The organism is Winogradskyella psychrotolerans (genome assembly GCF_018860545.1).
GTDB classification, from domain to species: domain Bacteria; phylum Bacteroidota; class Bacteroidia; order Flavobacteriales; family Flavobacteriaceae; genus Winogradskyella; species Winogradskyella psychrotolerans_A.
The window spans coordinates 1-23,799 of sequence record NZ_JAHKPN010000058.1 but is presented as its reverse complement, the minus strand read 5'-3'; the positions used below and the strand labels follow the sequence as shown (position 1 = coordinate 23,799).

Here is a 23,799-nt window from a genome sequence, read left to right as displayed (position 1 = left end):
ATATTTTCAAACATAACGCTTATGTAATCTGAAACCTCAGAAATACATTTCCTATTTCATACTTCACTTGTACCATATACATTTATCATTCAAATAGATAAATATATTATATGGAAACTATTAAATCAAATTTAGGTAAAGGAGGCCTTTTACTTGCTGTCATGGGAATTATGTCTATAATTCTTTCTGTTTTTAATTACAACATTAGGTTACTCGCTTGGGTAGATGCATGGGGAAATACCATGGGATGGATTATTAGAATACTCTTAATTGTTGTTGGTGGTTCATTGTTTTTATTCTTTGGAAGCAATCTAGATCTTGACTTCGATGTAGACAAACTATAAAATTAACAATAAACAAAATTAAGATGAAAACAATAAAATATATAATAATACTAGTAATAGCAATTTCTACATTAATGTCTTGCGGAAAAGATTCAGGAAAACAACCAGCAACTGCAGATGGTTTTGCTGACATAGAAAGCGAAATAAAAAGTGAATTTGGCCACGAAGCCTATTACACCGATTTAACAATAACTTACAATAAATCTATAGGCAATATTATAAGTGTTACGGTAACTGAAGATCCTAGTTCTTTAAAAATGGGACAATGGAATCAGACCCAAGGTATATGGAACCAAAACTCAGAAATCTCTTTAGAGGTACCACAAGGCACCAAAGCAGAAGATTATATGTTTCAGTTAGATGAACAAATTAATCTTTCCACTTTAGGAGAATTAGCTGAAAAAGCTAACAAAAAACTAACTGAAGACAAAAAGTTAGAGAACCCAACATTATCTATGGCATTTGTAAAGTTTCCAAAAAATGGTGATGTCTCTAAAACAGAATATACAGTTATGCTGAAGCCAGAACATGGAGGCACAACCTTTACGTTTCGATATGATCTTAAAGGAGATCTGATTACAATGGATTATTAAAACCAAATTATACTATAAACCTAAATTTAAAACCAAAAATCATGAAAAAATCATTACTTATTTTATTCGCTCTCATTGTATCGTTGATTGGGTTTTCACAAACCGTTGGAGATACGTTTGTGATAGATTATATAACTTATGAAGTTACTTCTGTATCGCCAAATACTGTAAAGCCTATAGATTATGATATGTCTGGAGGTACAGTTGTTGATATACAAACAGCAGTTGTTAATAATGTTACAACATATATGGTTACTAGCATTGGAAATGGTGCTTTTCAAAACAATCAGTTAACTCATATTACGATTCCAAATACCGTTACTGATATAGGATTTGATGCTTTTGCATTTAATCAAATAATGAATGTAACTATTCCTACTAGCGTTGTTAGTATTGGACAACAAGCTTTTGCTGATAATCAACTTACAAGTATAACCATTCCAAATAGTGTAACCAATATTGGTGCTATAGCTTTTCAATTTAATCAATTAACAAGTGTAACCATTCCAAATAGCATAACCAGTATTGGCTATGGAACCTTTGGAAGTAATCAATTAACCAGTATTAATATTCCCAATAGTGTAACCAATATTGATTTTGATGCTTTTGCATACAATAATCTTACAGATGTAGTCATACCCGAAAGTGTTACCAGTATTGGCAGTAAAGCTTTTGGTTTTAACCCATTAGCCAATGTTATTTCATTAGGCACAATACCACCAACAATAACAACTATAGAAACTGGTTTTAATGACTCTTTTAATAGTGACCGAAGCGCTATTAATTTAATTCTAACTGGCAATACTACTGATGAGTACGTTACTAACGCAGGAGCGCAATGGACAGGTTTTAAAATGGTATTTGAAGCAACTTCTGCAACAACAGCTAAAGTTACTGATTATGATGCATCAAATGGTTTAGCTGTTAGTATTCCTAATGCTATAACTATTCCTTCTGTTACAACATTTAATGTAACAGAAATTGGAGATTCAGCTTTTTACAATAGAGGTATTACTAGTGTTACTATTCCAGATAGTGTTACTGATATAGGTATTTCTGCTTTTGAACTCAATAGCTTAACAACTGTAGAGATTCCAAACAACGTAATTGTTATAGGAACTACAGCTTTTGCTACTAATTCTATTGCAAGTCTTTCATTAGGTAATAATGTTGAAATTATAGGAATTGGCGCTTTTGTAGATAATAATTTCACAGATATAACAATACCAAGCAATGTAATTGAGATTGGCTTACTTGCTTTTGGTAATAATCCATTATTAGCTAATGTTACGTCGTTGGCTACCGTTCCGCCAACTGTAACCACAGGTGTAAACGACACATTTATTTTTGATCGTAGCAATACTGCTTTGCATATTCCTTTAGGTACTACGGATATATATGTTACAAATCCCAATACTGGAGCTGATTGGTCTGGTTTTAATCCAGTAACGGAAGACGCAGTACTAAGTACTACTAATTTTACTTTAACCAATGATGTAAAAGTATTTACAACCACAGATACCATAAAAGTAATTTCTTCTAACGACAATAGGTTACAAAACTATACCATTTACAGTATTACAGGAGCTAAAGTTGCTATAGGGACACAGAATGAAATAGCAACATCTTCTTTTGCAAGCGGTATTTATGTTTTAAAACTTGAGTTTGATAGAGGAACAATTACCAAAAAAGTTTTAGTTAATTAGTTTAGTTAGTGCCAAGTTTTATATAAGGAAATAAAATAGGTTGAGAGGATTACGCACTTTTTATTATATGTTAAAGTGGCTTTAAATAATTAGTCTTGAAAACCAAATCAATGGAAAAAATAATCACAATAAAAGACGAGTTTAATTCTTTAGATACTCTAAACAAGTATATAAAAACAGTATCATCTTTTGAATCTGCTAAAGAATATGATAATTGGGACGTAAGAACAAATGCTCACGGACAAATGCAACAATGTCTTGGTCTAAAAAAAAGTTACAAGCATGATATAATGGTGTATTTTGAAAACAAAAACACCTTAAAAATGACTTACATTATTCCGAGTAAAACGTTGCATGCCTATTTTGGAAAAAGCCAAAAACGTTACCGAAATATTCTAGAAATAATAGCTGGAACAATAAAAGATATAATTCTTGCGCCTGCTCAAGGTAAAGCATTTGAAGACATAAAACAAGTGTTTCTAAAAATTTCAGCTTAAAGTAAAAAATCAATTATTCATCAATAAAAAAACAAAAACTATGAGAAAGATTGCTATTATTTTAATGACATTATTTACTATTTGTTCATGCAGTACAAATGATAATAATACAACGGAAAATGAAAATTTTTATGCTTTAACGGAAGGAAATTCTTGGGCCTATAAATATTATAATAAAGATTTAGCTACTGGAGAATTTGTTGCCACCACAATTACTGAAACTGTTAATATTACACATACTACAGAAATAGATGGAAATACATATTACAATTTTAAGCATATCGTCACTGGCAATAATGGAAATATAGCATTTCCAAACAATGGTGAACAAAACTATATGTTGAGAGACTCTTTAGGATTTTTAATCAATGAAATAGGTGGAATTAAATATGCAAACAACAATTACGAAGAACATTTTGTAGACCGTTTTGACGATATTAGTTCCACTTCAATTAAGTTACAATTATCTACAACCCAAGATATAGTTAGCATAGCATCTTTAGGCGATTTTATTTGTTTAGATAATAATTATTTCTTGAGAGATGTTAATGGAAATCAACTAAACGGATTAGATCATGTTTATAGAGAAGATGGTACAGGTGAAATTTTAAGTACACTATCATTTGCCTCAGAAAGTGACCACTATGGAGAAAAAAGATTAGAAAGTTATATTATTCAGTAGCGTTTTTTTCAAAGCTAAATAAAACAATGCATTTTGAAATAGTATATAAAGTCTTACCTTAGGCTTAAAAATAAAAGAATCAATTATTAATAATTAAACCATATAGATTATAAAAAAGTATGTACTAATTATTTTATTAGCTGTTTTAACTATTAGCTGTAGTTCTGACGAAACGGAAGCAAGTGCAACAGATGCTACTCTAATAGCAAAAAGTAACCTTAATGGAAACGGAAGTGAAGATATCATTCAACAAAACTTAGTCATTAATGATTTAAGTACTTGGAATAATTTAATGCTACAAATGAATACAGCAAATAATGTAACCAATGACTTTTCTGAACGCGATATAGATTTCGATTTATATACTGTTATTGCCGTTTTTGATGCGATACAAAGTAATGGAGGCCATGAATTAGATTTAGATATAAGTTCTAATTCTGAAACTATTATGGTTAGCGTTTCGGACTTATTTCAAGATGGTAATGATACCGATGCTGTAACACAACCATTTATATTGTAAAAATAACAAGGTCTAATTTACCAATTATATTTGAATAATGCATCATGGTTTTAAGGTCTATACGTGACATTCTAGTTTTATAGAAATTGAGTTTCTTTTTAGATTTAAATTAGTAAATTAAGCGTTATTAGTAGATCTTTTTTTAATCCATTTTTTTTATGATAAAAGGACTTTTTGAAACGCATTTATTTGTAGAAAATTTAGAAACCTCAATTGACTTTTATAAGAATACTCTTGGACTGCAGCAATGTTACTTTGAGACAGAAAGACGCGCTGCATTCTTCTGGATAGGAAAACCCAAAGAAGCGATGTTAGGCCTTTGGGAAAAACCTAAATCTGAAATTGAAAAACGACATTTTGCATTTAGGTGCGATAAAGAATTTATCTTAAACCATGCTTCAGCATTTTTAAAACAAAACCAATTACAACCTTATAATTTTCTAAAAGATGGAACAGATCAACCCATGGTATTTTCATGGATGCCAGCCATAGCAATCTATTTTAATGATCTAGATGGACATTATTTAGAGTTTATATCCATTTTAGAAGGAAAAGCAAGACCAGAACTAGGTGTAATTTCATATGATCAATGGATAAAAGTCACAGCCAAATGATAACTTATCAATTAGAACCTAACTTGTCGCCAAATGAATTTAAAGATGTACTCGTTAAATCCACCCTTAGCGAAAGACGACCAATAGATGATTCCGAAAGAATTAAAGCCATGGTAGACAATGCCAACTTAATCATTACAGCTAGAGATAACGATAAATTAGTAGGAGTTTCAAGATCAATTACAGACTTCGTGTACTGCACCTATCTTTCAGATTTAGCAGTTGATGAAACTTACCAAAAACTTGGTATAGGAAAAGAACTCATTAGATTAACAAAGAAAGAAACACCACAAGCAACACTTATTTTATTGGCCGCACCAGCAGCAGAACATTACTATCCGCATATTGGAATGACTAAAACTGATGTTTGTTTTTTATTAAAGGACATTAATGATTTAAAATAATAAAAACTAAAATATCAATGTTATAAATTGAAAACCGATTTAATTTACAGAAAAGCAAACCTAACTGATTTTAACCAACTAAAATCACTTGGCAAAGTTTCCTATTCAGAATTTTCTAAGGTATTAACCCTCGAGAATTGGAGTAAAATGAATGCCTTTCTCGAAAGCGATGAAAAATTAGTCAACCTCATTAAACTAAGTACTGTTTTCGTTTGCGAAAAAGAGTCAGCTATCATCGGAATGATATATTTAGTTCCTAGCGGAAATCCTACAGAATTCTTTGAAGAACATTGGAGTTACATTCGATTTTTAGGCGTTCATACTGAATATAGAGGTCTTGGCATCGGTAAAAAACTAACGGATTTATGTATGCAATTTGCCAAGGATACAAACGAAACCTGTATGGCACTCCATACTTCAGAATTTATGGATGCAGCCAGAACCATCTATGAGAAAAGAGGATTTGAGAAAATCAAAGCGATCGAATATCTCGGAAAAAGATATTGGATTTATTTATACGAAGTAAAATAATAAAAAAGTCGAATAGAACAATGAATTTTAGAAAAGCAACAGCACAAGATATTGCAAAAATCGTTGAGATGATTGCCGATGATGAACTAGGTCAAAAACGAGAAAATTTTAAAATGCCTTTGCCAAAGGAATACATACATGCGTTTGTAAATATCAACGCAGATGAAAATCAAGAACTGATTGTTTTAGAAAATGACGACTTAGAAATTATTGGAACTTTACAGTTATCATTTATCCAATACCTTACCTATCAAGGAGGCATTAGAGCACAAATTGAAGCCGTAAGAATTAGAAAAGATCATAGAGGACGTGGCATTGGTAAGATAATGTTTCGCTGGGCTATCAATAGAGCAAAAGAACGCAATGCACATGTATTACAATTAACCACCGATAAACAAAGACCTAAAGCTATAAAATTTTATGAAGATCTAGGGTTTAAAGCAACTCACGAAGGAATGAAAATGCACTTTTAATGAGTTTATGACGCTAAAATTTAGCTATGACAGTTTTAAAAAGAATTTTAAACTACCTTATTTGGACAATATTAGCAGTTATAGCTGCTTTTAGTTACATGCGAATTATTTTAGGGGCTAAATCAATTGATTCTAATGGTTTTGCAAAAATAGCTAACATTATTTACGATTTAGCCTTTGTTCAAATTGGTTTAATCCTTGGAAGCATCATTGCTATTATATATATACTTATTGATATATTTTATTTAAGCAATAGGCTAAAAAACACTAAAAAATCGACTATCATTCGTTTATTAGTCATTTTTGTGATTGCCGTTATTATTGTAATAACACACTATGTATTAGAGAAAGTTATTGATATTATTTAATGCCTATTTAAACATTTTAAGCAAAAATGAAATCATGAAAAAATCACTCATAATCTTATGCATTATCAACAGTTTTTTTATTTGCGCACAAGATTGTACATTTTCACCTTTTAATGTGGCATTAAGTGATGATAGTGGAAGTGATACCAATATTAGAGATGAGCCTAATGGAAATATCGTTTTAAAATTGAACAAAATGGACGAATTTGTATTACATGCTACAGACTACAAAGATGGCTGGTTCAAGATCGATAACATTTCAAGTGTTCATTATGGTTATGATATAACAAATCTAAATGGTTGGACGCATCAGTCAACCATAGGCTTATGGACTAGAAAGAAAATAAACTTGTTAGATCTTCCAGAAATAGGAACTAGTTTAGGTTCTATTGATGGAGAAAATGGACCCATAAAAATAAAGGACATGTGTTCCAATTGGGCTAAAATTGAATTTGAGGGTTTATCTGGTTGGGTAGAAATAGAATGGCTTTGCGGGAACCCTGTTACGACGTGTCCTTAATTAATTGAAAAAAAAATAAACTTATAAAAAAAACAAAATGAAGAACATCCTTATAATTATTGTACTCGTAATTTTTTCATGTAAAAATAAAGCCACACCAACTAAAAGTGAAGCTGGTTTAATCTCCTTCTCAGAAATTAGTGAAACAACAAAAAATTACAATCCTGAAATTATTACTGAGACCATCAAAATAAATGATGAAGAACTAAGATCTGACTTATACAAAGGCACTTTAAATAGTAACATTAAAATAGCGTTATACTTAAAAGAACAAGAACATGGTTGTGGAGGTTCTACATTTTTTTATGCCATGTATAAATACGATAATCAAGACAAATGGATATTATTAAATGTTACCACAACTCAAGGACAAAACAACTACTGCATGGTTGAAAGGAACTTCTCTGGCGTTTTATTCTTAAAAGAAACCGCAACCACATTAAACGGCAAATGGATAAGTCCAGATGCAAACAAACAATTTAACGTAGAACTTCAACGTGAAGAATTAGATATAAAGTTCGCAAAAGATCATACTATTATTGAAACACTAGACGAGATTCTATTTGATGATTTACTGTATAATGCAAATGATTGTTAAGTCTTAAATAGAACCTATTATTAGACATATAATATGAATTACGTAAAATCAATTAGTATATAGAGTTTTAAGAACTATATTCATAAAAGAATTAAACTTGTAAAAACACATTAATACTATCTTGAAAACCAAATCATAACTATGTTTCCAATAATCTTTCTACTAGTTGTAATTCCAATAAGCTTTGTCATTTTTAATTTTATCTTTTATATCATAAAAGGCAGAATAAAAACAACAGAAAAATTATTCAAAGCCTTTCAGATATGGACAGTTGTAATTGTTCCTACAGCGTTCATTCTAAACGCCGATGTTGGAGTCTTAAACGATTGTTGTACAGATAGTGCCTTATTTTCACCAGAACATCGATTAGGAATTTATACGTTACTCATCACCTACACCCTATTCTATTGCGTTTCAATTTTCAAAAAAAGTGTTTTACCTCCTATTGTAGAATTGTTTATTAATTCATTTTTAATACTAGGACTCATCATTAATGTCCTGCTGTGTTTTCATATTCACTCAATGGAACTAGGATTATTCCTATGGATTTTAGGGAATGCACCTATCATCCTACTATTATTCATTGAATTAAACAAAAACCAGAAACTATTAAAACGCCATATAGAGCAAAATGAATTGCGTTCAACCAACATAATAGGAAAATTAAGCTTATCTATTTTAAAATTAGAACCCATTTACAAATACCCAATTTTAACTCTAATATTAGTTCCTATTTTAATCGTATTATCATTATTCCTATTGCTTTTCGGTCAAAAACCAGACAGTCTTATTAGCGCTTTTACAGAAACCTACAAACATGGCTTTTCACAATTAGATTACATGTGCGAAAATGTTGAATGCGGTGGTCATTTTCTATGTTCAGTTGGTGCCAATGGTCATTCATCTATTGTAAGACCTATTAGATATGGCGAGCGCCATGGCCATAAAATAATATGTAACCGACAATTATTAATTTCTAATGCTTTTGAAGATTTAGTACAAGATAACTGTCCTAAAATTCACAATATCATTAGAAAGCATTACAATAACGTCGGAGACCTAATTCATAAACATTATGACATATTCAATATTAAACTCGTTTCAGATATCGTTTACATTTTGATGAAGCCTATAGAATTGTTATTTTTATTTACACTTTATACAGTTGATAATCAACCAGAAAACCGTATTGCAATTCAATATTTAAGTAAAAACGATAGACAAAAATTAAGCGCTTTAAAAATCGATATAGCTAAGAAATGAAAATTTGTATTGCACAAACACAATCTTTAAAAGGAAACGTTCAAGAGAACATTAACAATCACTTGAATATCGTTAAACGTGCTATAAAATTAAATTCGGATGTCATTATATTCCCCGAATTATCAATCACTGGCTATGAACCTAAACTTGCTAAGAAACTAGCTAAAACTATTGATAATCCCATATTTAATCGATTTCAAGACTTATCTGATAAAAATCAAATAACTATTGGCATTGGCATGCCTACAACTTCTACTGACGACATTTATATTAGTATGCTCATTTTTCAACCTCATATAGAGCGTGTGGTGTATTCTAAACAACTATTACATGATGATGAATTACCTTATTTTAGTGGTGGAACAAGACAAACGTTTATAACTATAAATGAAACGAAGATTGCTTTTGGTATTTGTTATGAAAGCTTACAACGCAATCATTTTATAAATGCGAAACAAAAAGGCGCAGATATTTATATCGCTAGCGTAGCCAAATCAAAAAGAGGCATTGAAGTCGCTCACAATCACTTTTCGAATATTTCAAAAGAATTTAATACTCCAATCTTAATGTCTAATAGTATTGGTTTTTGTGATAATTTTTTAAGCTTCGGTAAAAGTGCTATTTGGAACAAAAATGGAGACCTAATCAATCTTTTAGATACTGAAAATGAAGGTTTGTTAATTTATGACACCGAATTAGAATCAGCAGAAATTCATCAGCTAACAATTGAAAAAGGAAAACCATCGGATTTAGAAATACTATTTCAAATTTATCTAAATGGAAAGAATGATTTAGAGCAGATTGGCATCTTTCAATGGACGGACAATTATCCAACACGCTCTATCATAAAAAATGATTTAAAAAACGGAGTGCTCTACATTCTTAAAAAGAATAATGAAATCATTGGTGCCATCAACCTAAGCGAAGAACAAGAAACAGAATATAAATCTATCGATTGGAAATTTGATGATTCTAAAGTATTAGTGATCCATAGACTCGTCGTTAATCCAAAGCATCAAAAACTAGGCTATGCCAAAGCACTAGTGGATTTTGCAGAGTGTTTTGCCAAGGATAAAAATTATACATCTATCAGATTAGACGCTTATAGTCAAAATACCAGAGTGATTCAATTCTATAAAAAACGAAATTACTTAATTCGAGGAAAAGTCCATTTCCCTGAAAGAGCTCACCCATTTTACTGTATGGAAAAGGAATTAATACCAAAAGGCACGGCATAAAAAAACCCACCAAAGTTTCCAATGATAGGTTCGTTATAATATTATAAAGCGTAATTTATTTTACATACTCAATAGTAGCCTGAACTTCAGATTTACTATCAAAAAAGCCTTGCTCTTCCATCCACTTATCGTTATAGACTTTACTCATATAACGCGATCCATGATCTGGAAATATCACTACAATTTTATCCGTTGGTTTAAACTCACCTTCGTCTTGCAATTGTTTAATCGCTTGCATCGCAGCACCACTTGTGTAACCTACAAAAAGACCTTCTGTATTAGAAATTTCTCTTGCCGTATGTGCACTTTCTTCGTCAGTCACTTTTACAAATCGATCTATAGCATCAAAATCGGTTGCTGTAGGAATTAAATTTTTTCCTAAACCTTCAATTCTATATGGATAAATTTCTTTATCATCAAACTCACGTGTTTCGTGGTATTTTTGTAAAACAGAACCATAAGCATCCACACCAATAACTTTTACATTAGGGTTTTGCTCTTTTAAGTACTTAGAAATTCCAGAGATTGTTCCTCCTGTTCCACTACAAGCAATTAAATGCGTAATCTCACCTTCTGTCTGTTCCCAAATTTCTGGACCAGTAGAGTTGTAATGCGCATCAATATTTAGTTGATTAAAATATTGATTGATGTAGATAGATCCTTTATTCTCTTCGTGTAAACGTTTTGCTACTTCGTAATAAGAACGCGGGTCGTCTGCTTTAACATGTGCCGGACAAACATAAACCTTAGCTCCCATAGACTTTAACATGTCTATTTTATCTGCAGAAGATTTTGAGCTCACTGCCAGAATACATTCATAACCTTTAATAATACTCACCATAGCAATACTAAAACCTGTGTTACCAGATGTCGTTTCTATGATTGTATCACCAGGAGATAAAATACCTTGGCGCTCAGCTTCTTCAATAATATGTAAAGCGATTCTGTCTTTTGAAGAATGACCTGGATTAAACGCTTCTACTTTAGCATAAAAATCGCCGTCAAAGTCGGCCGTCATTCTATTTAATTTGATTAAGGGAGTGTTACCTATTAATTGTAACACATTATCAAATACATTTTTGTTATTGTTCATAAATGAAATTTTTCAGCAGTCGTTATTTATTAGACACCTAAAACCTCGCAAAGGTAACATTTTTTTTGGAATTAATTTGAAATTCCTTCTAAATCCAGTATAAATGCAAACTCTTCAGCATCCTCTTTTAAGCTCTCAAAACGACCAGAAGCGCCACCATGCCCTGCATCCATATTAGTTTTTAAGTACAACTTATTAGAATCAGTTTTTAGGTCTCTAAGTTTTGCCACCCATTTTGCAGGTTCCCAATATTGCACTTGCGAATCGTGAAGTCCGGTTGTAATCAACATATTAGGATACGCTTTTGCCTCAACATTATCGTATGGTGAATAGGATTTTATATAGTCATAATAGAGTTTATCGTTAGGATTTCCCCATTCATCATACTCTCCGGTGGTTAATGGAATAGAATCATCTAACATCGTGGTAATAACATCAACAAAAGGAACCGCAGCAATAATACCATTATATAATTCTGGTGCTGTGTTAATAATTGCTCCCATTAGCAACCCTCCTGCACTGCCTCCCATAGCATATAAATGTGATGATGATGTATAACGTTCCTTTATTAAATGCACTGAACAGGCTATAAAATCGGAAAATGTATTTTTCTTCTCTAATAGTTTTCCGTTCTCATACCAATGACGTCCCAAATATTCTCCTCCTCTAATATGAGTAATCACATATATAAAACCACGATTTAACAAACTCAATCGTATCGTTGAAAAATAAGGATCTATAGTAGAACCATAACTACCATAAGCATATTGCAAAACAGGATTTGTACCATCTTTCTTTATGCCCTTTTTATACACAACAGACATCGGAATTTTTGTTCCATCTTCTGCAGTTGCCCAAATGCGTTCTGATATATAATTATCTTTATCAAATTCTTCATCTAAAACCTCTTGTTCCTTTAAAATAGTTTTAGATTTTGTTCGCATATTAAATTCTATCACCGATGATGGGGTTGTCATAGAATTATACCCATAGCGTAAAAGCTCTGTATCAAAATCTACATTTGTTCCAGTATAAGCTGTATACGTTTCATTATCAAAAGGCAAATAATAATCTTGAGTTTCATCCCAACGCTTTATTCTAATTTCGTTTAAACCGTTGCTACGTTCACTAATAACCAAGTAATCTTTAAAAATATCAATGCCTTCCAATAGCACATCCGTTCTATGTGCTATAACCTCGCTCCAACTCTCAATGTTTGTATCAGATTCTGGAGTTTTCATTAATTTAAAATTGGTCGCCTTATCTTTATTTGTTAGGATATAAAAATGATTATCGTAATGCGAAATACTATATTCTAAACCTCTAATTCGTGGTTGAAAAACTTGAAACTTTCCCTCAGGATTATCAGCATCTAAAATATGATACTCATTAGTCAATGTACTATAACATGCAATGATGATATATTTTCTAGATTTAGACTTATAGACAGCTGCCCCAAACGTATCATCTCCTTCTTGAAAAACAAGTTCGTCTTCAGAATGATCTCCTAAACGATGTTTATAAATTTGAAATGCCCTTAGCGTCACTTCATCCTTCTTAGTGTAAAACAATGTTGCATTATCATTTGCCCAGCTAGAAGATCCTGTGGTACTTTCTATTCTATCGGAAGCCACTTCGTGTGTTTTTAAATTCTTGACATAGATATTATAATTACGTCGTCCTGTAGTATCAATTCCGTAGGATACTAATTGATTATCTGGACTAATACTTATCCCTGCTAATTTGAAATACGATTCCCCTTCAGCCATCACGTTACAATCAAATAACAATTCTTCAGGATTATCTAAACTATCTTTTTTACGCGTGTAAATGGGGTAATCTTTTCCTTTTTCGAATTTCGTAATATACCAATAGCCATTATATTTGTAAGGAACCGAAGAATCATCTTCCTTAATTCTGGCTTTCATTTCCTCAAATAAATCATTTTGAAACTCCTTTGTATGTGCCATTTCATTATCACAATATGCGTTTTCAGCATTTAAATAATCAATCACTTCAGGATGTTCTCGGTCTTTCATCCAAAAATAATTATCAACACGAATATCTCCATGTTTCTCTAATTGATGAGGAATTTTCTTGGCTATAGGTGGATTAAAATCCGATTTTTTTATCATTTATTCAGGAAATTTTAGTCTAAAGGAGGCGCAATTTAGTAATTTTGTGTCTTAATAATTTAAAAGACAAGAATATGTTTGGAGATATGATGGGAATGATGGGCAAATTAAAAGAAGCTCAGAAGAAAGTTGAAGCCACTAAAGAACGTTTACATACCGTTTTAATTGACGAAACAAGCAGCGATAATAAATTAAAAGTAACGATTACTGCGAACAGAACTCTAAAATCTATCGATATCGCTGATGAATTGCTACAAGACAAAGATATGCTTGAAGATTATTTAATCTTAACGCTTAATAAAGCGATTGAAAAAGCAACCAACGTTCATGAATCTGAAGTTGCTGCTGTAGCAAAAGAAGGTATGCCGAGTATTCCGGGTATGGATATGTTTAAATAGTATTTAATCTGATAACTTCTTAGTTGTTATTCTTACGATAATTGAACTAAGACACATTAAAGCGAATAAAGTCCAATAAATAACGGAAATTTCAGACATTGATGTATTGTCTATAACCTTATATTCGTAAATCTTCATAAAAGGCAATAATAGGATTATCAAATTGCTAATATTATTTATAGCAATTTGATATTTTCCAATATTAAATATAGATGGTTTATCTAACAAATCTGGTCGATTAGGTAAAATAAAGAAGTTTGCAATTACATATATTATTGTAAAAGGAATTGATGCATAAAACCAAATTGTATTCCAATTTAAAAATTGCACCAAAAGGAAACTACCATAGAGCAAAATTAAAACAATAACTGTACTCATTACAAAGTATGTTCTATTCTTATAAATTATTATCACAAAGCTAGTGTTTGTAAAATTCCTAGAAACTTCTCATGCATTTGGTCTGTATAGTCTAAATGCGTGACCATTCTTAACTTATGACTTCCCATACCTATAATGTAAATATGCTTTTCTTTTAAGTTATTGAGGAAATGTGCTTCATCTACATCATCATGTAATTCAAAAATCACAATATTAGTTTCAATAGGTTCTACCTTCTTTACACTAGATAATTTAGACAACTCCACTCCTATTTCTTTGGCTTTTTTATGATCTTGCGCTAAACGTTCAACATTATGATCTAAAGCATATAACCCTGCTGCCGCCAAATAGCCTACCTGTCGCATATTACCACCAAAAAGTTTTCGTAGACTCAGGGATTTTTTCATAATATCTTGGTCACCAATCAATACAGAACCCACCGGACAACCTAAACCTTTACTTAAACAAACTGAAATGGTATCGAAAATCTCACCATACTGCAGTGCAGACTCATTTTTAGCAACCATAGCATTCCATAAACGGGCTCCATCCAAATGAAATCCTAAGTTACTGGTTTTACAGACGTGTTTAATCTTTTCGAGCTCTTGGAAATCCCAACACGCTCCTCCTCCTTTATTCGTAGTGTTTTCTACTTCAACCAAACTGCTTTGACTATAGTAGTATTCTGAAGGATTAATGGCTTCTTTCACTTGTGCTGCTGTAAACATACCGCGGTCACCATCTATCAATTTACAAGAGGCTCCACTATGAAACGCCACACCTCCTACTTCATAATTATAAATATGCGCATACTTATCACAAATCACTTGCTCTCCTGGATTGGTGTGTAACTTTATACCGACCTGATTTGCCATACTTCCCGAAGGAAAAAATAAAGCGTTCTCTTTGCCAAACATATGCGCTAGACGTTCTTCTAAAGCATTCATAGTTGGGTCTTCTCTAAACACATCATCGCCAACTTCTGCTGACATCATAGCATCTAACATGCCTTTTGAAGGCTTAGTAACAGTATCGCTTCTTAAGTCTATTATCATAGTCATTTCCCGAGAAAGCGGGAATCTTTTATTAAAATTTGAATTATATTCTTAAACCGAATGTATCAGTATTCATTCTTTTCAAAAGCACGCAATTCATTAATATTAATGCCTATTTTCCAAAACATAAAACTACGGAATTTATAAAAAACCGATTCAAAATTATGGCACTTTATTAACGCTTCTTATATTTGTATAAAATTACTTCAAACATGATAACATCAGATCAAATAAAAGATCTTAATTCCCGTCTAGACGTACTTAGACAATATCTTTGACTTAGATGCTAAGCTCATAGAAATCGCCAACGAAGAAGAACAAACATTTGACCCGAATTTCTGGAATGACTCTAAAGCTGCCGAATTGGTTATGAAATCCATTCGTGAGAAAAAGAGTTGGGTTAATGATTATAATACTGCCAAATCGCTTTTTGAAGATTTAGAAGTCATCTATGAATTTTACAAAGAAGACGAAGCTCCAATGGAAAATGTGGAAGCACGTTTTGAAACTGCAACCGATGCCATTGAAAAATTAGAATTTAAAAATATGCTTTCCGAAGAAGGTGACAGTCTTAGTGCCGTACTTCAAATTACAGCTGGTGCAGGTGGCACTGAATCTTGCGATTGGGCAAGCATGTTAATGCGTATGTATTTAATGTATGCTGAGAAAAGTGGTTATAAAGTAAAAGAACTCAACTTGCAAGATGGTGATGTGGCCGGTATTAAAACCGTAACCTTAGAAATTGAAGGTGATTTTGCTTTTGGTTGGTTAAAAGGCGAAAACGGAGTACACCGTTTGGTGCGTATTTCTCCTTTTGATAGTAATGCAAAACGCCACACGAGTTTTGCTTCCGTATATGTTTACCCTTTAGTAGATGATTCTATTGAAATAGACATCAACCCTTCTGATATTGAAATTACAACCGCACGTTCTAGTGGAGCTGGTGGACAAAATGTAAATAAAGTTGAAACAAAAGTGCAATTATTACATAAGCCATCTGGGATTCAAATTCAATGTTCGGAAACACGTTCGCAACACGATAATAGAACAAGAGCTATGCAAATGTTGAAGTCTCAATTGTATGAAATTGAATTGCAAAAACAAATGGCTCAACGTGATGATATTGAAGCTGGAAAAATGAAAATTGAATGGGGAAGTCAAATTAGAAATTACGTTATGCATCCCTATAAATTAGTTAAAGATGTCCGTTCAGCACACGAAACCGGAAATGTCGATGCTGTAATGGATGGTGATATTGAACCCTTTTTAAAAGCCTATTTAATGATGATGGGTCAGAAAGAAGATGCGGCATTATAATTGTAATAAGTGTAAAAGATATGATTAAAATATACCATAACCCAAGATGTTCCAAGTCTAGACAAGGACTTTCTATTCTCGAAGAATCAGGTCAACCTTTTGAAACTATAAAATACTTGGAAAATGATTTAACATCAGTTGAATTACAAGATATTATTATTAAATTAGGTATTAAACCAATAGATTTAATCCGTAAAAACGAAGCCATTTGGAAATCTGAATTCAAAGGAAAAACGCTTACAGATAACGAGATTATTGCAGCTATGGTTAATCATCCCAAACTCATAGAACGTCCTATTGTAATTAATGGGGACAAAGCCGTGATTGGCAGACCACCAGAAGCCATCAAAGACATTATATAATTTTACAATCCTAAATCATCCTTAAACGTATGAAAAAGATAGTTTTATTAATTTTCACTATTATTTTAACTTTAAATAGCAACGCTCAATCTAATCGTGAACCCTCTGAACAAGAGATTGCAAAATATGAGCGTGAAGCCGAAGAACGTAAAGAAGAATACATTGCAAATTTCTTAACCACATTAGAAGCTGATGATTTTCAAAAGCAAATTATAAAACAAACGATAAATAGTTTTCTAGATGAGAAAATAGCATTATTTAAAATCAAATATGAACACCGATTAGATCGTGAGGCTGCAGTAAAAAAATTAGAGGACACTCATTTTTTAGAATTAAAAGAGCTTATTTCTGAAGATGATATGACTAAAATAACGGAGTTGATCAAAGGTGATTTTAATGAAAAAGAAGTTGTAAAAGAGAAGAAGAAAAAGCGTAAAAAAGAAAAACGAAATAAGAACAATGACTAAAGAATTATAAGGCAACTTCTTATGATTTTTAGCCTAATTTGTCTTTAACATAAGATTAACCAAATATAAAACAATGAAGCGTATTTTTGCATTTAATCAATGTAACAAATACAACTCATTGCAATGAAATTACACATTTTAACCACACTTTTCCTTATTTTTTCATTCACCTTTTCCTTTGCTCAAAAAGAGTTAAAAATTGAAGGCACCATTATTGAAGAAGGCACCAATATACCTTTAGAATATGCTACTGTTGTCGTTAAAACAAAAACAGACAATAAAATTATCACAGGTGGTATAACAGATCCCAAAGGAAAATTCAAGGTTGAAGTCCCTGAAGGAGCATACATTATATCTGTAGAATATATTTCTTATAAAACTAAAAGTTTTCCAGAACAAAAATTCACTAAAAACACCAATTTAGGTACGATTAGCTTAGCCTTAGACGTCGATACTTTAGACGAAGTTATGGTTGTTGCAGAACGAACTACTGTAGAAATAAAATTAGACAAAAAAGTTTATAACATTGGTAAAGATTTAACGACTGCTGGCGGTACTGTAAGCGATGCGCTTAACAATGTCCCGTCTGTTGATGTCGATATAGAAGGAGCTATTAGCCTTAGAGGTAATGAAAACGTTCGTATTTTAATCAACGGAAAACCATCTGCAATGGCTGGTTTTGGCGATAGCAATATCTTAAGTCAATTACCAGCAGAAGCTATTGAACGCGTAGAAGTTATCACCTCTCCATCCGCTCGTTATGATGCTGAAGGCACAGCAGGAATCTTAAATATTATCTTAAGACAAAAAGAAACTTTAGGTTTTAATGGGTCTGTAAATTTAACCGTTGGAAATCCTGACAATGTCGGAGTATCTGCCACATTAAATTACAGAACAGAAAACTATAACTTATTCTCTAATTTTGGATGGCGTTATTATGATGCACCTCGTAAAAGCGATACTGATGTCGAATATTTTGACACAACAGTTGATGGTGAAATTGTTACACCAGAATACCGAAGGATCGTAGAAGATCAAGATGTAGAAAGGCTTAATAGAAACTACAACGCTAATATTGGTATGGAGTATTTTCTAAATGAATCGTCTTCTCTTACTGGTAGCTTGTTCTATAATTTTGGTTCGGATGCCGACGTGTCTATAAACAAAAGTGAACGCTATAATGATAGTAACGTACTTATCGAAGAAACAAGCCGTAGAGAAAAAGAAACAGAACAAGATGACAGCTATCAAGTTGCTCTGAATTACGTAAAGCGTTTTGGTGACGATAGCGATCATAAATTAACGGCAGATTTTCAATTTGAAAATGACTCTGAAGATGGGTATACCTATTTGAATGAAAATTATGTTACCACTAACCAAACCGACCCATCTCCTTTTCAAATAGAGCAAGAGTTTACAGATGAAAAGCAAAAAGAATATTTATTTCAAGCCGATTATGTGTTACCTCTTGGAGAAGATTCTCGTTTTGAAGCAGGATATCGTGGTAACTTTAAAAACACTGAAACCGATTATGAGTTAGACCAAGAAAACCTAACCACAGGAGATCTCGAACTCAACGAAGCTATTTCAAACGTATTTGATTACACTGAGAATGTAAATGCACTTTATACACAATACGGAACCAAGTTGGGTAATTTTTCATTTTTATTGGGTCTAAGATTAGAAAACACCCAATTAAAAGGTAAAATTGATTCACGATTAACAGAAGACGAACTTGTTGAAGAGTTTGGATTTCCTATTGACACAGACTTTGATAAAAATTATTTAGGCCTCTTCCCTACGGTAAACCTTATTTATGATCTTACCGCTCCAGATTCGGATATTGAAGAAAGTATAACTTTAGGTTTTAACAGAAGAATTAACCGTCCACGTGGTCGATATATTAACCCATTTCCTTCACGATCTAGTAGAACAAACGTATGGCAAGGTAACCCCAATTTAGAACCTGCCTTTTCAAGCACTTTTGATTTAGGGTATTTAAAACGATGGGAAAAATTTACGCTGACATCTTCTATATATTATCAACATGAAACCGATTCATTTGAACGTGTACAAGAAAACACAGGCCAACAAACAACAGATGGTATTGATATCATCAGAACGATTCCAATAAACCTTTCTACAAATAAGCGCACAGGAGCTGAATTAGGTGCCATGTATAACCCAGAAAAATGGTTGCGACTGAGCTCTAGTTTTAACTTCTTTCAGTTTGAAACCGAAGGTGATTTTAACGGCATAGATTATAGTACTAAAAACACAAGTTGGTTTGCGCGCTTTAGTTCAAAAGTGACCTTACCATTAGCTATAGACTGGCAAACTAGCGCCTTTTATAGAGGGCCACAAGAAGATGCTCAATCTGAAACCGAAGGTATCTTTTCTTTAGATTTAGCGTTTAGTAAAGAAATATTAAATAATAAAGCGACTGTATCTTTAAATGTTAGAGATTTATTAAACTCTAGAAAATACCAAAGTGTGACTACTACGGATTTCTTTAGACGTGATGGTGAATTTCAATGGAGACAACGCCAAGTTAATCTATCTTTTATTTATAGATTTAATCAGCAGTTAAATAAACGTGAGCGATCAGGCCGACCTGATAATGGTGGTGGTGACGACATGGAGTTTGAAGGCTAAAATCTTTGTCTTAAATAAAAAAGCACAAATTGCATTTAATTTAGCAATTTGTGCTTTTTTTATGGACTGAAGTCGTGTTATTATTTCACTTCTTTTAATGCATTATCAATTAATGTGCGTAAATGCTCCTTATGTGCTTTACTAGATACATTCCCACTAGGTGAAGCCATCGTTCTAATTTGCTTTAAATTATAAAGCGCCATCGATTTGGCAGTATTTGAATACCGTCCACTTTGTTTTCCTGTCAACATTTCTATAAGCATATTAGTGTAAGAAAGTTGTAAATTTTGTCTAAACGAATTAACATTACTATAAATATCTGCTTTAAAAATGGCTGAATTTAAATCAGTCATAAATTGAGATAAACTATATTCATTACCATACAATTCACTATCTGTAATTCTCTGCAAGGTATTATAATGTAAAACGTGTCTCAGTACATTCTGCTGATATGTCAAAACTTGCTGATGAATTTTAGGATCTTCTGTTCCTCTCATAAAACCAAAGCCACGGCGTTGCATCGCTAAATTATTATACAACTCACTTGGTGCACTAAAAGCTGTTGGAGCAAAAGCATATGTTGATAAAGCATTCATAGCCCGCTTCTGATCTTCTAGGCTCACAGGAGTGTACGGTTGCGTCCCACCCTCTTGACCTATCATGGCTCTATCGACATAAACACCACCAATAAATCTTGAAATTACAGTAACTGCCGTAGCACGTTGACCACTTAATAAATAATATGCACGTCGTAATTCCTGGTAGGATTCTCCTGTTTTAGAAAATTTAGTTTTAACTCCATTCATCATACTATCCACTAACTTAATTCTATCAATAGAATAGCCTATCTGATCGTTAGATAGATCACCAACCATAACTCTAGGGTCTATTGCTTTTCCTGGTGATCGCATATCATCAGCATCGTTACCAAATATTAATTCGGGTTCTGTACTTCTGTTAAGTAATACTACTTTGTCGTCTTCAGAATGAAAAGGTGTGTACCCAAACTGAATAGCCCAAACATCGTAGGGACCAACTGATGTGTCATAATATTGACCTTGTTTAGATCTGTCGTTAGTGAGATTAATACCTGCATAATCCATTACAGAACCTGTTAAACATTTACCTTTTATAAAATCTTTATCTGCTAACTGTTCAGGTGAAAATAACTGGCTTGCTTTCATGTTATGATTTAAACCCAGTGTATGTCCAACCTCATGCATAATCAACGCTAACATGGCTTCTTTCTTCATGCGTTCCATTTCTAAGTCTGAACCACTTGTAGCTTCTATTAAAGCTTGTCCAAATAAAGTATTTTCATGCATGACGTGTCCAAAAGAGCATAACATTTCATTATTTTTCAAATACTCCGAAGCGTTAAATTCTACATCAGCTTTTGCTAAATCAAACAACTGATCATAAAATACACGATTTGTAAAATGTACATATTCTAACATAATATCCGCTCCAATAATTTCACCTGTTTTTGGGTTTACAAAACTAGGGCCATATCCTCCGAAAGGTGGATTTGGTGAAGAGGTCCATCGTAACACATTGTAGTTAATATCTCCGGCATCCCAATCGGCATCATCTGGTTGCATTTTAACCACCATAGCATTTTTAAATCCTGCTTTTTCAAAAGCTTTATTCCATTCTAAAACCCCTTGTGTAATGGTTTCTCGCCATTCTACAGGTGTCGAATTTTCCATCCACCATGTAATGGGTTTCACGGGTTCAGAAATAGCGGCTTCAGGATCTTTTTTAACCAAGTTCCATCGATGCACTAAGTCTTTATATGGTATGGAATTAGTCGCTGTTTGATCATTAACTTGTGTGGTAAAATAACCAACTCTAGGGTCGTCAATACGAGGTTCATAATTGTGATTTGGCATAGCAATTAAACTATGAAATATCTTAATACTCACATTTCTACCATCAGCTAAAGCTTGAGAGCCACCATTTAATACTGAAGGACTTGAATACACATATTCAACTTCAAGATTCGTATTATCCTCATAATTTTTTATGCTGTTTATTTTTGTCTTGGTTTTATCAAGATTACCAAGAGAAAATGCCATGGGACTCGCGCCCGGAAAACGCGGAGGCTTTATTTGACTTAAGGTTTCTTTTAGAAATAAATCATCAGCTTTAATTAAATACAAACCCGCTTTTGCATCATAGGCTTCAATTTTTAGCGCTGCCATTATACCTTCGCTGGTATTTGCGTCTTTAGATTTTGAAATAGCACTTTCAGGATCAAAATAGAACGACGTATTTTGAGATACAAATTCTATTTTATCATAATACTTTTTTACTTTAAAAACTTTTGAACCTCCGTAGGCTCCTCTAAACCGTCCAGCATCTATAACTCCATTTGAGATTTGATTAAAATGAATAAACTCCTTATCTAAATGATCTTCACATATCACCATTTGTAAAGCTCCTGTAATTGTATCTCTATACATGGTAAAAAGTCCTTCAATCTTTTTACTGGATTTGGTTAGCTCCTTAATTGATTTTTCCTTTTTAGGCGTTGCCGCAGGCATTTCTGTTTTATTCTTTTTCTTTTTACGCTGAGCCTCTATATTTTGAGGAATCATAAAAGCAAATGCTAGAAATGCAACAGTAAATAGTCTAGTGACATATCGTTTTTTGATGTTCATAATGATGAATTATTAATGCGTTGATATTGAAGAGATACAAGATAAGCAATATCGCCAAATAATCATCATAACATAAACACCTAACTTATAGTTGATTATAATTTAAACCAGAACCAATAACACCTGAATAACAACAAGTTAAAGCCTTTTAAATTTATAAGAGCTACTAAAAATTCAACAAATCAGAAAAGAAAGTATATTTAGATCGTTATTAGTGTTTAAAGAAATTGCTTGTTTCAGAATAGGCCACTTCCTTAAAACTAGAAATTACAATAGTTGCTTTTGAATAATCTTGACCCGAAGAATGTTCACTTTTAAAACCTGCACAAAAAATACCCGCCGCATGTGCTGCTTTAATGCCATTTGTAGAATCTTCTATGACCATACATTCCGATTTTTGAAATCCTGTATGTTCTGCAGCTTTTAAAAATATTTCTGGATGTGGTTTTGATTTTTCTAAATCGGCACCGCTGAATTTTCCAACAAAGAATTGGTTCAACTCAAAACGATTAAATATACGTTCAATATTTGGCATAGACGCAGATGACGCTACAACCAATTTTAAACCATTTGCATGATAATCTTTAATACGTTCTAAAACACCTTCGATTAAAGTTAAATCAGAATCGGTTTCAAACAAATACGTAAAGTGTTTTCTTTTGATACTGACTAAACTTTCAGGCGAGACATCCATATTAAAATGATCGACTAAACGTTTACAAATATTAATGGTCGATTGCCCTGTAAAGGATTCATATAGGATATCATCGACGTCAATATTCACCTCATCAAACATTTGATAGTAGGCTTTACGATGTAAGGGTTCCGTATCCACAATAACACCATCCATATCAAATAACACTGCTTTAAGCATATTTCTTTAATTTGAAGCGAAGATAAAAAAGTTAATGGTATTGGTAAATCT

At 32.4% G+C, this 23,799-nt stretch carries 26 protein-coding genes; 20 read left to right on the top strand and 6 right to left on the bottom strand.

Annotation, left to right across the window (positions count from 1 at the left end; genetic code table 11):
* Positions 1-110 precede the first annotated feature (110 nt).
* The 15 genes from KO515_RS18610 (at position 111) to KO515_RS18540 (ending at position 10,351) form a co-directional block, all read left to right on the top strand.
* The gene (locus KO515_RS18610; protein ID WP_215937851.1) at positions 111-344 is read left to right on the top strand and encodes a hypothetical protein; all 234 of its coding nucleotides are present in this window, start codon (positions 111-113) and stop codon (positions 342-344) included.
* A 23-nt stretch (positions 345-367) separates the two neighbouring features.
* Positions 368-937, top strand: a complete 570-nt coding sequence (locus KO515_RS18605) for a hypothetical protein (RefSeq protein WP_215937850.1) — start codon at positions 368-370, stop codon at positions 935-937.
* A 41-nt stretch (positions 938-978) separates the two neighbouring features.
* Positions 979-2,643, top strand: a complete 1,665-nt coding sequence (locus tag KO515_RS18600; protein ID WP_215937849.1) for a leucine-rich repeat domain-containing protein — start codon at positions 979-981, stop codon at positions 2,641-2,643.
* Between the two features lie 110 nt (positions 2,644-2,753).
* The gene (locus KO515_RS18595; protein ID WP_215937848.1) at positions 2,754-3,140 is read left to right on the top strand and encodes a hypothetical protein; all 387 of its coding nucleotides are present in this window, start codon (positions 2,754-2,756) and stop codon (positions 3,138-3,140) included.
* Positions 3,141-3,180: 40 nt separating this feature from the next.
* Positions 3,181-3,822 carry a hypothetical protein gene (locus KO515_RS18590; RefSeq protein WP_215937847.1) on the top strand — a complete coding sequence of 214 codons (642 nt, stop codon included), beginning with the start codon at positions 3,181-3,183 and terminating at the stop codon, positions 3,820-3,822.
* Positions 3,823-4,123: 301 nt separating this feature from the next.
* A complete protein-coding gene (locus KO515_RS18585; protein WP_215937846.1) occupies positions 4,124-4,342 on the top strand; it encodes a hypothetical protein in 219 nt (72 codons plus the stop codon).
* Between the two features lie 158 nt (positions 4,343-4,500).
* Positions 4,501-4,956 (top strand): VOC family protein, encoded by a 456-nt coding sequence (locus KO515_RS18580; protein WP_215937845.1) that lies wholly within the window; start codon positions 4,501-4,503, stop codon positions 4,954-4,956.
* Positions 4,953-5,360 carry a GNAT family N-acetyltransferase gene (locus KO515_RS18575; RefSeq protein WP_215937844.1) on the top strand — a complete coding sequence of 136 codons (408 nt, stop codon included), beginning with the start codon at positions 4,953-4,955 and terminating at the stop codon, positions 5,358-5,360. The genes KO515_RS18580 and KO515_RS18575 overlap by 4 nt, the downstream gene beginning before the upstream one ends.
* A 27-nt stretch (positions 5,361-5,387) precedes the next feature.
* The gene (locus KO515_RS18570; protein WP_215937843.1) at positions 5,388-5,891 is read left to right on the top strand and encodes a GNAT family N-acetyltransferase; all 504 of its coding nucleotides are present in this window, start codon (positions 5,388-5,390) and stop codon (positions 5,889-5,891) included.
* A 20-nt stretch (positions 5,892-5,911) separates the two neighbouring features.
* On the top strand, positions 5,912-6,364 hold the full coding sequence (locus KO515_RS18565) for a GNAT family N-acetyltransferase (RefSeq protein ID WP_215937842.1): 453 nt from the start codon (positions 5,912-5,914) through the stop codon (positions 6,362-6,364).
* Positions 6,365-6,390: 26 nt separating this feature from the next.
* Positions 6,391-6,732: a hypothetical protein gene (locus KO515_RS18560; protein ID WP_215937841.1), complete on the top strand. Its 342-nt coding sequence runs from the start codon at positions 6,391-6,393 to the stop codon at positions 6,730-6,732.
* Between the two features lie 34 nt (positions 6,733-6,766).
* Positions 6,767-7,252 carry a hypothetical protein gene (locus tag KO515_RS18555; protein WP_215937840.1) on the top strand — a complete coding sequence of 162 codons (486 nt, stop codon included), beginning with the start codon at positions 6,767-6,769 and terminating at the stop codon, positions 7,250-7,252.
* A 37-nt stretch (positions 7,253-7,289) separates the two neighbouring features.
* Entirely contained in the window at positions 7,290-7,850 is a 561-nt protein-coding gene (locus tag KO515_RS18550) for a hypothetical protein (protein WP_215937839.1), read from the top strand.
* Positions 7,851-7,991: 141 nt separating this feature from the next.
* Positions 7,992-9,113, top strand: coding sequence for a DUF6688 domain-containing protein (locus KO515_RS18545; RefSeq protein ID WP_215937838.1), 1,122 nt, complete (start codon positions 7,992-7,994; stop codon positions 9,111-9,113).
* Positions 9,110-10,351: a GNAT family N-acetyltransferase gene (locus KO515_RS18540; RefSeq protein ID WP_215937837.1), complete on the top strand. Its 1,242-nt coding sequence runs from the start codon at positions 9,110-9,112 to the stop codon at positions 10,349-10,351. The genes KO515_RS18545 and KO515_RS18540 overlap by 4 nt, the downstream gene beginning before the upstream one ends.
* 55 nt (positions 10,352-10,406) lie before the next feature.
* Here KO515_RS18540 and KO515_RS18535 read toward each other — a convergent pair whose 3' ends face one another.
* Together KO515_RS18535 and KO515_RS18530 are read right to left on the bottom strand one after the other, a co-directional pair.
* Positions 10,407-11,444, bottom strand: coding sequence for a PLP-dependent cysteine synthase family protein (locus KO515_RS18535; RefSeq protein WP_215937836.1), 1,038 nt, complete (start codon positions 11,442-11,444; stop codon positions 10,407-10,409).
* Between the two features lie 71 nt (positions 11,445-11,515).
* On the bottom strand, positions 11,516-13,579 hold the full coding sequence (locus KO515_RS18530; RefSeq protein WP_215937835.1) for a S9 family peptidase: 2,064 nt from the start codon (positions 13,577-13,579) through the stop codon (positions 11,516-11,518).
* Positions 13,580-13,653: 74 nt separating this feature from the next.
* On the opposite strand from KO515_RS18530, the gene KO515_RS18525 reads away from it, so the two are divergent.
* Entirely contained in the window at positions 13,654-13,977 is a 324-nt protein-coding gene (locus KO515_RS18525; RefSeq protein ID WP_215937834.1) for a YbaB/EbfC family nucleoid-associated protein, read from the top strand.
* Positions 13,978-13,980: 3 nt separating this feature from the next.
* Here the strand turns inward: KO515_RS18525 and KO515_RS18520 are convergent, their stop codons facing one another.
* Both KO515_RS18520 and KO515_RS18515 read right to left on the bottom strand, forming a co-directional pair.
* The gene (locus tag KO515_RS18520) at positions 13,981-14,355 is read right to left on the bottom strand and encodes a hypothetical protein (protein WP_215937833.1); all 375 of its coding nucleotides are present in this window, start codon (positions 14,353-14,355) and stop codon (positions 13,981-13,983) included.
* Positions 14,356-14,387: 32 nt separating this feature from the next.
* A complete protein-coding gene (locus KO515_RS18515; RefSeq protein ID WP_215937832.1) occupies positions 14,388-15,410 on the bottom strand; it encodes a threonine aldolase family protein in 1,023 nt (340 codons plus the stop codon).
* 212 nt (positions 15,411-15,622) lie between these two features.
* On the opposite strand from KO515_RS18515, the gene prfB reads away from it, so the two are divergent.
* The 4 genes from prfB (at position 15,623) to KO515_RS18495 (ending at position 20,211) form a co-directional block, all read left to right on the top strand.
* A protein-coding gene (gene prfB, locus KO515_RS18510; protein WP_215937831.1) for a peptide chain release factor 2 occupies positions 15,623-16,727 on the top strand; the annotation gives its coding sequence in 2 pieces (ribosomal slippage) (positions 15,623-15,685 and positions 15,687-16,727; 1,104 coding nt in all).
* Positions 16,728-16,747: 20 nt separating this feature from the next.
* Positions 16,748-17,089 (top strand): arsenate reductase (glutaredoxin), encoded by a 342-nt coding sequence (arsC, locus tag KO515_RS18505; protein WP_215937830.1) that lies wholly within the window; start codon positions 16,748-16,750, stop codon positions 17,087-17,089.
* A gap of 29 nt (positions 17,090-17,118) precedes the next feature.
* Positions 17,119-17,556: a hypothetical protein gene (locus tag KO515_RS18500; RefSeq protein ID WP_215937829.1), complete on the top strand. Its 438-nt coding sequence runs from the start codon at positions 17,119-17,121 to the stop codon at positions 17,554-17,556.
* 123 nt (positions 17,557-17,679) lie between these two features.
* Positions 17,680-20,211: an outer membrane beta-barrel family protein gene (locus tag KO515_RS18495; protein WP_215937828.1), complete on the top strand. Its 2,532-nt coding sequence runs from the start codon at positions 17,680-17,682 to the stop codon at positions 20,209-20,211.
* An 80-nt stretch (positions 20,212-20,291) separates the two neighbouring features.
* On the opposite strand, the gene KO515_RS18490 is transcribed toward KO515_RS18495, so the two are convergent.
* The gene (locus KO515_RS18490; RefSeq protein ID WP_215937827.1) at positions 20,292-22,874 is read right to left on the bottom strand and encodes a zinc-dependent metalloprotease; all 2,583 of its coding nucleotides are present in this window, start codon (positions 22,872-22,874) and stop codon (positions 20,292-20,294) included.
* 211 nt (positions 22,875-23,085) lie between these two features.
* The gene (locus tag KO515_RS18485) at positions 23,086-23,748 is read right to left on the bottom strand and encodes an HAD family hydrolase (protein ID WP_215937826.1); all 663 of its coding nucleotides are present in this window, start codon (positions 23,746-23,748) and stop codon (positions 23,086-23,088) included.
* Positions 23,749-23,799 lie beyond the last annotated feature (51 nt).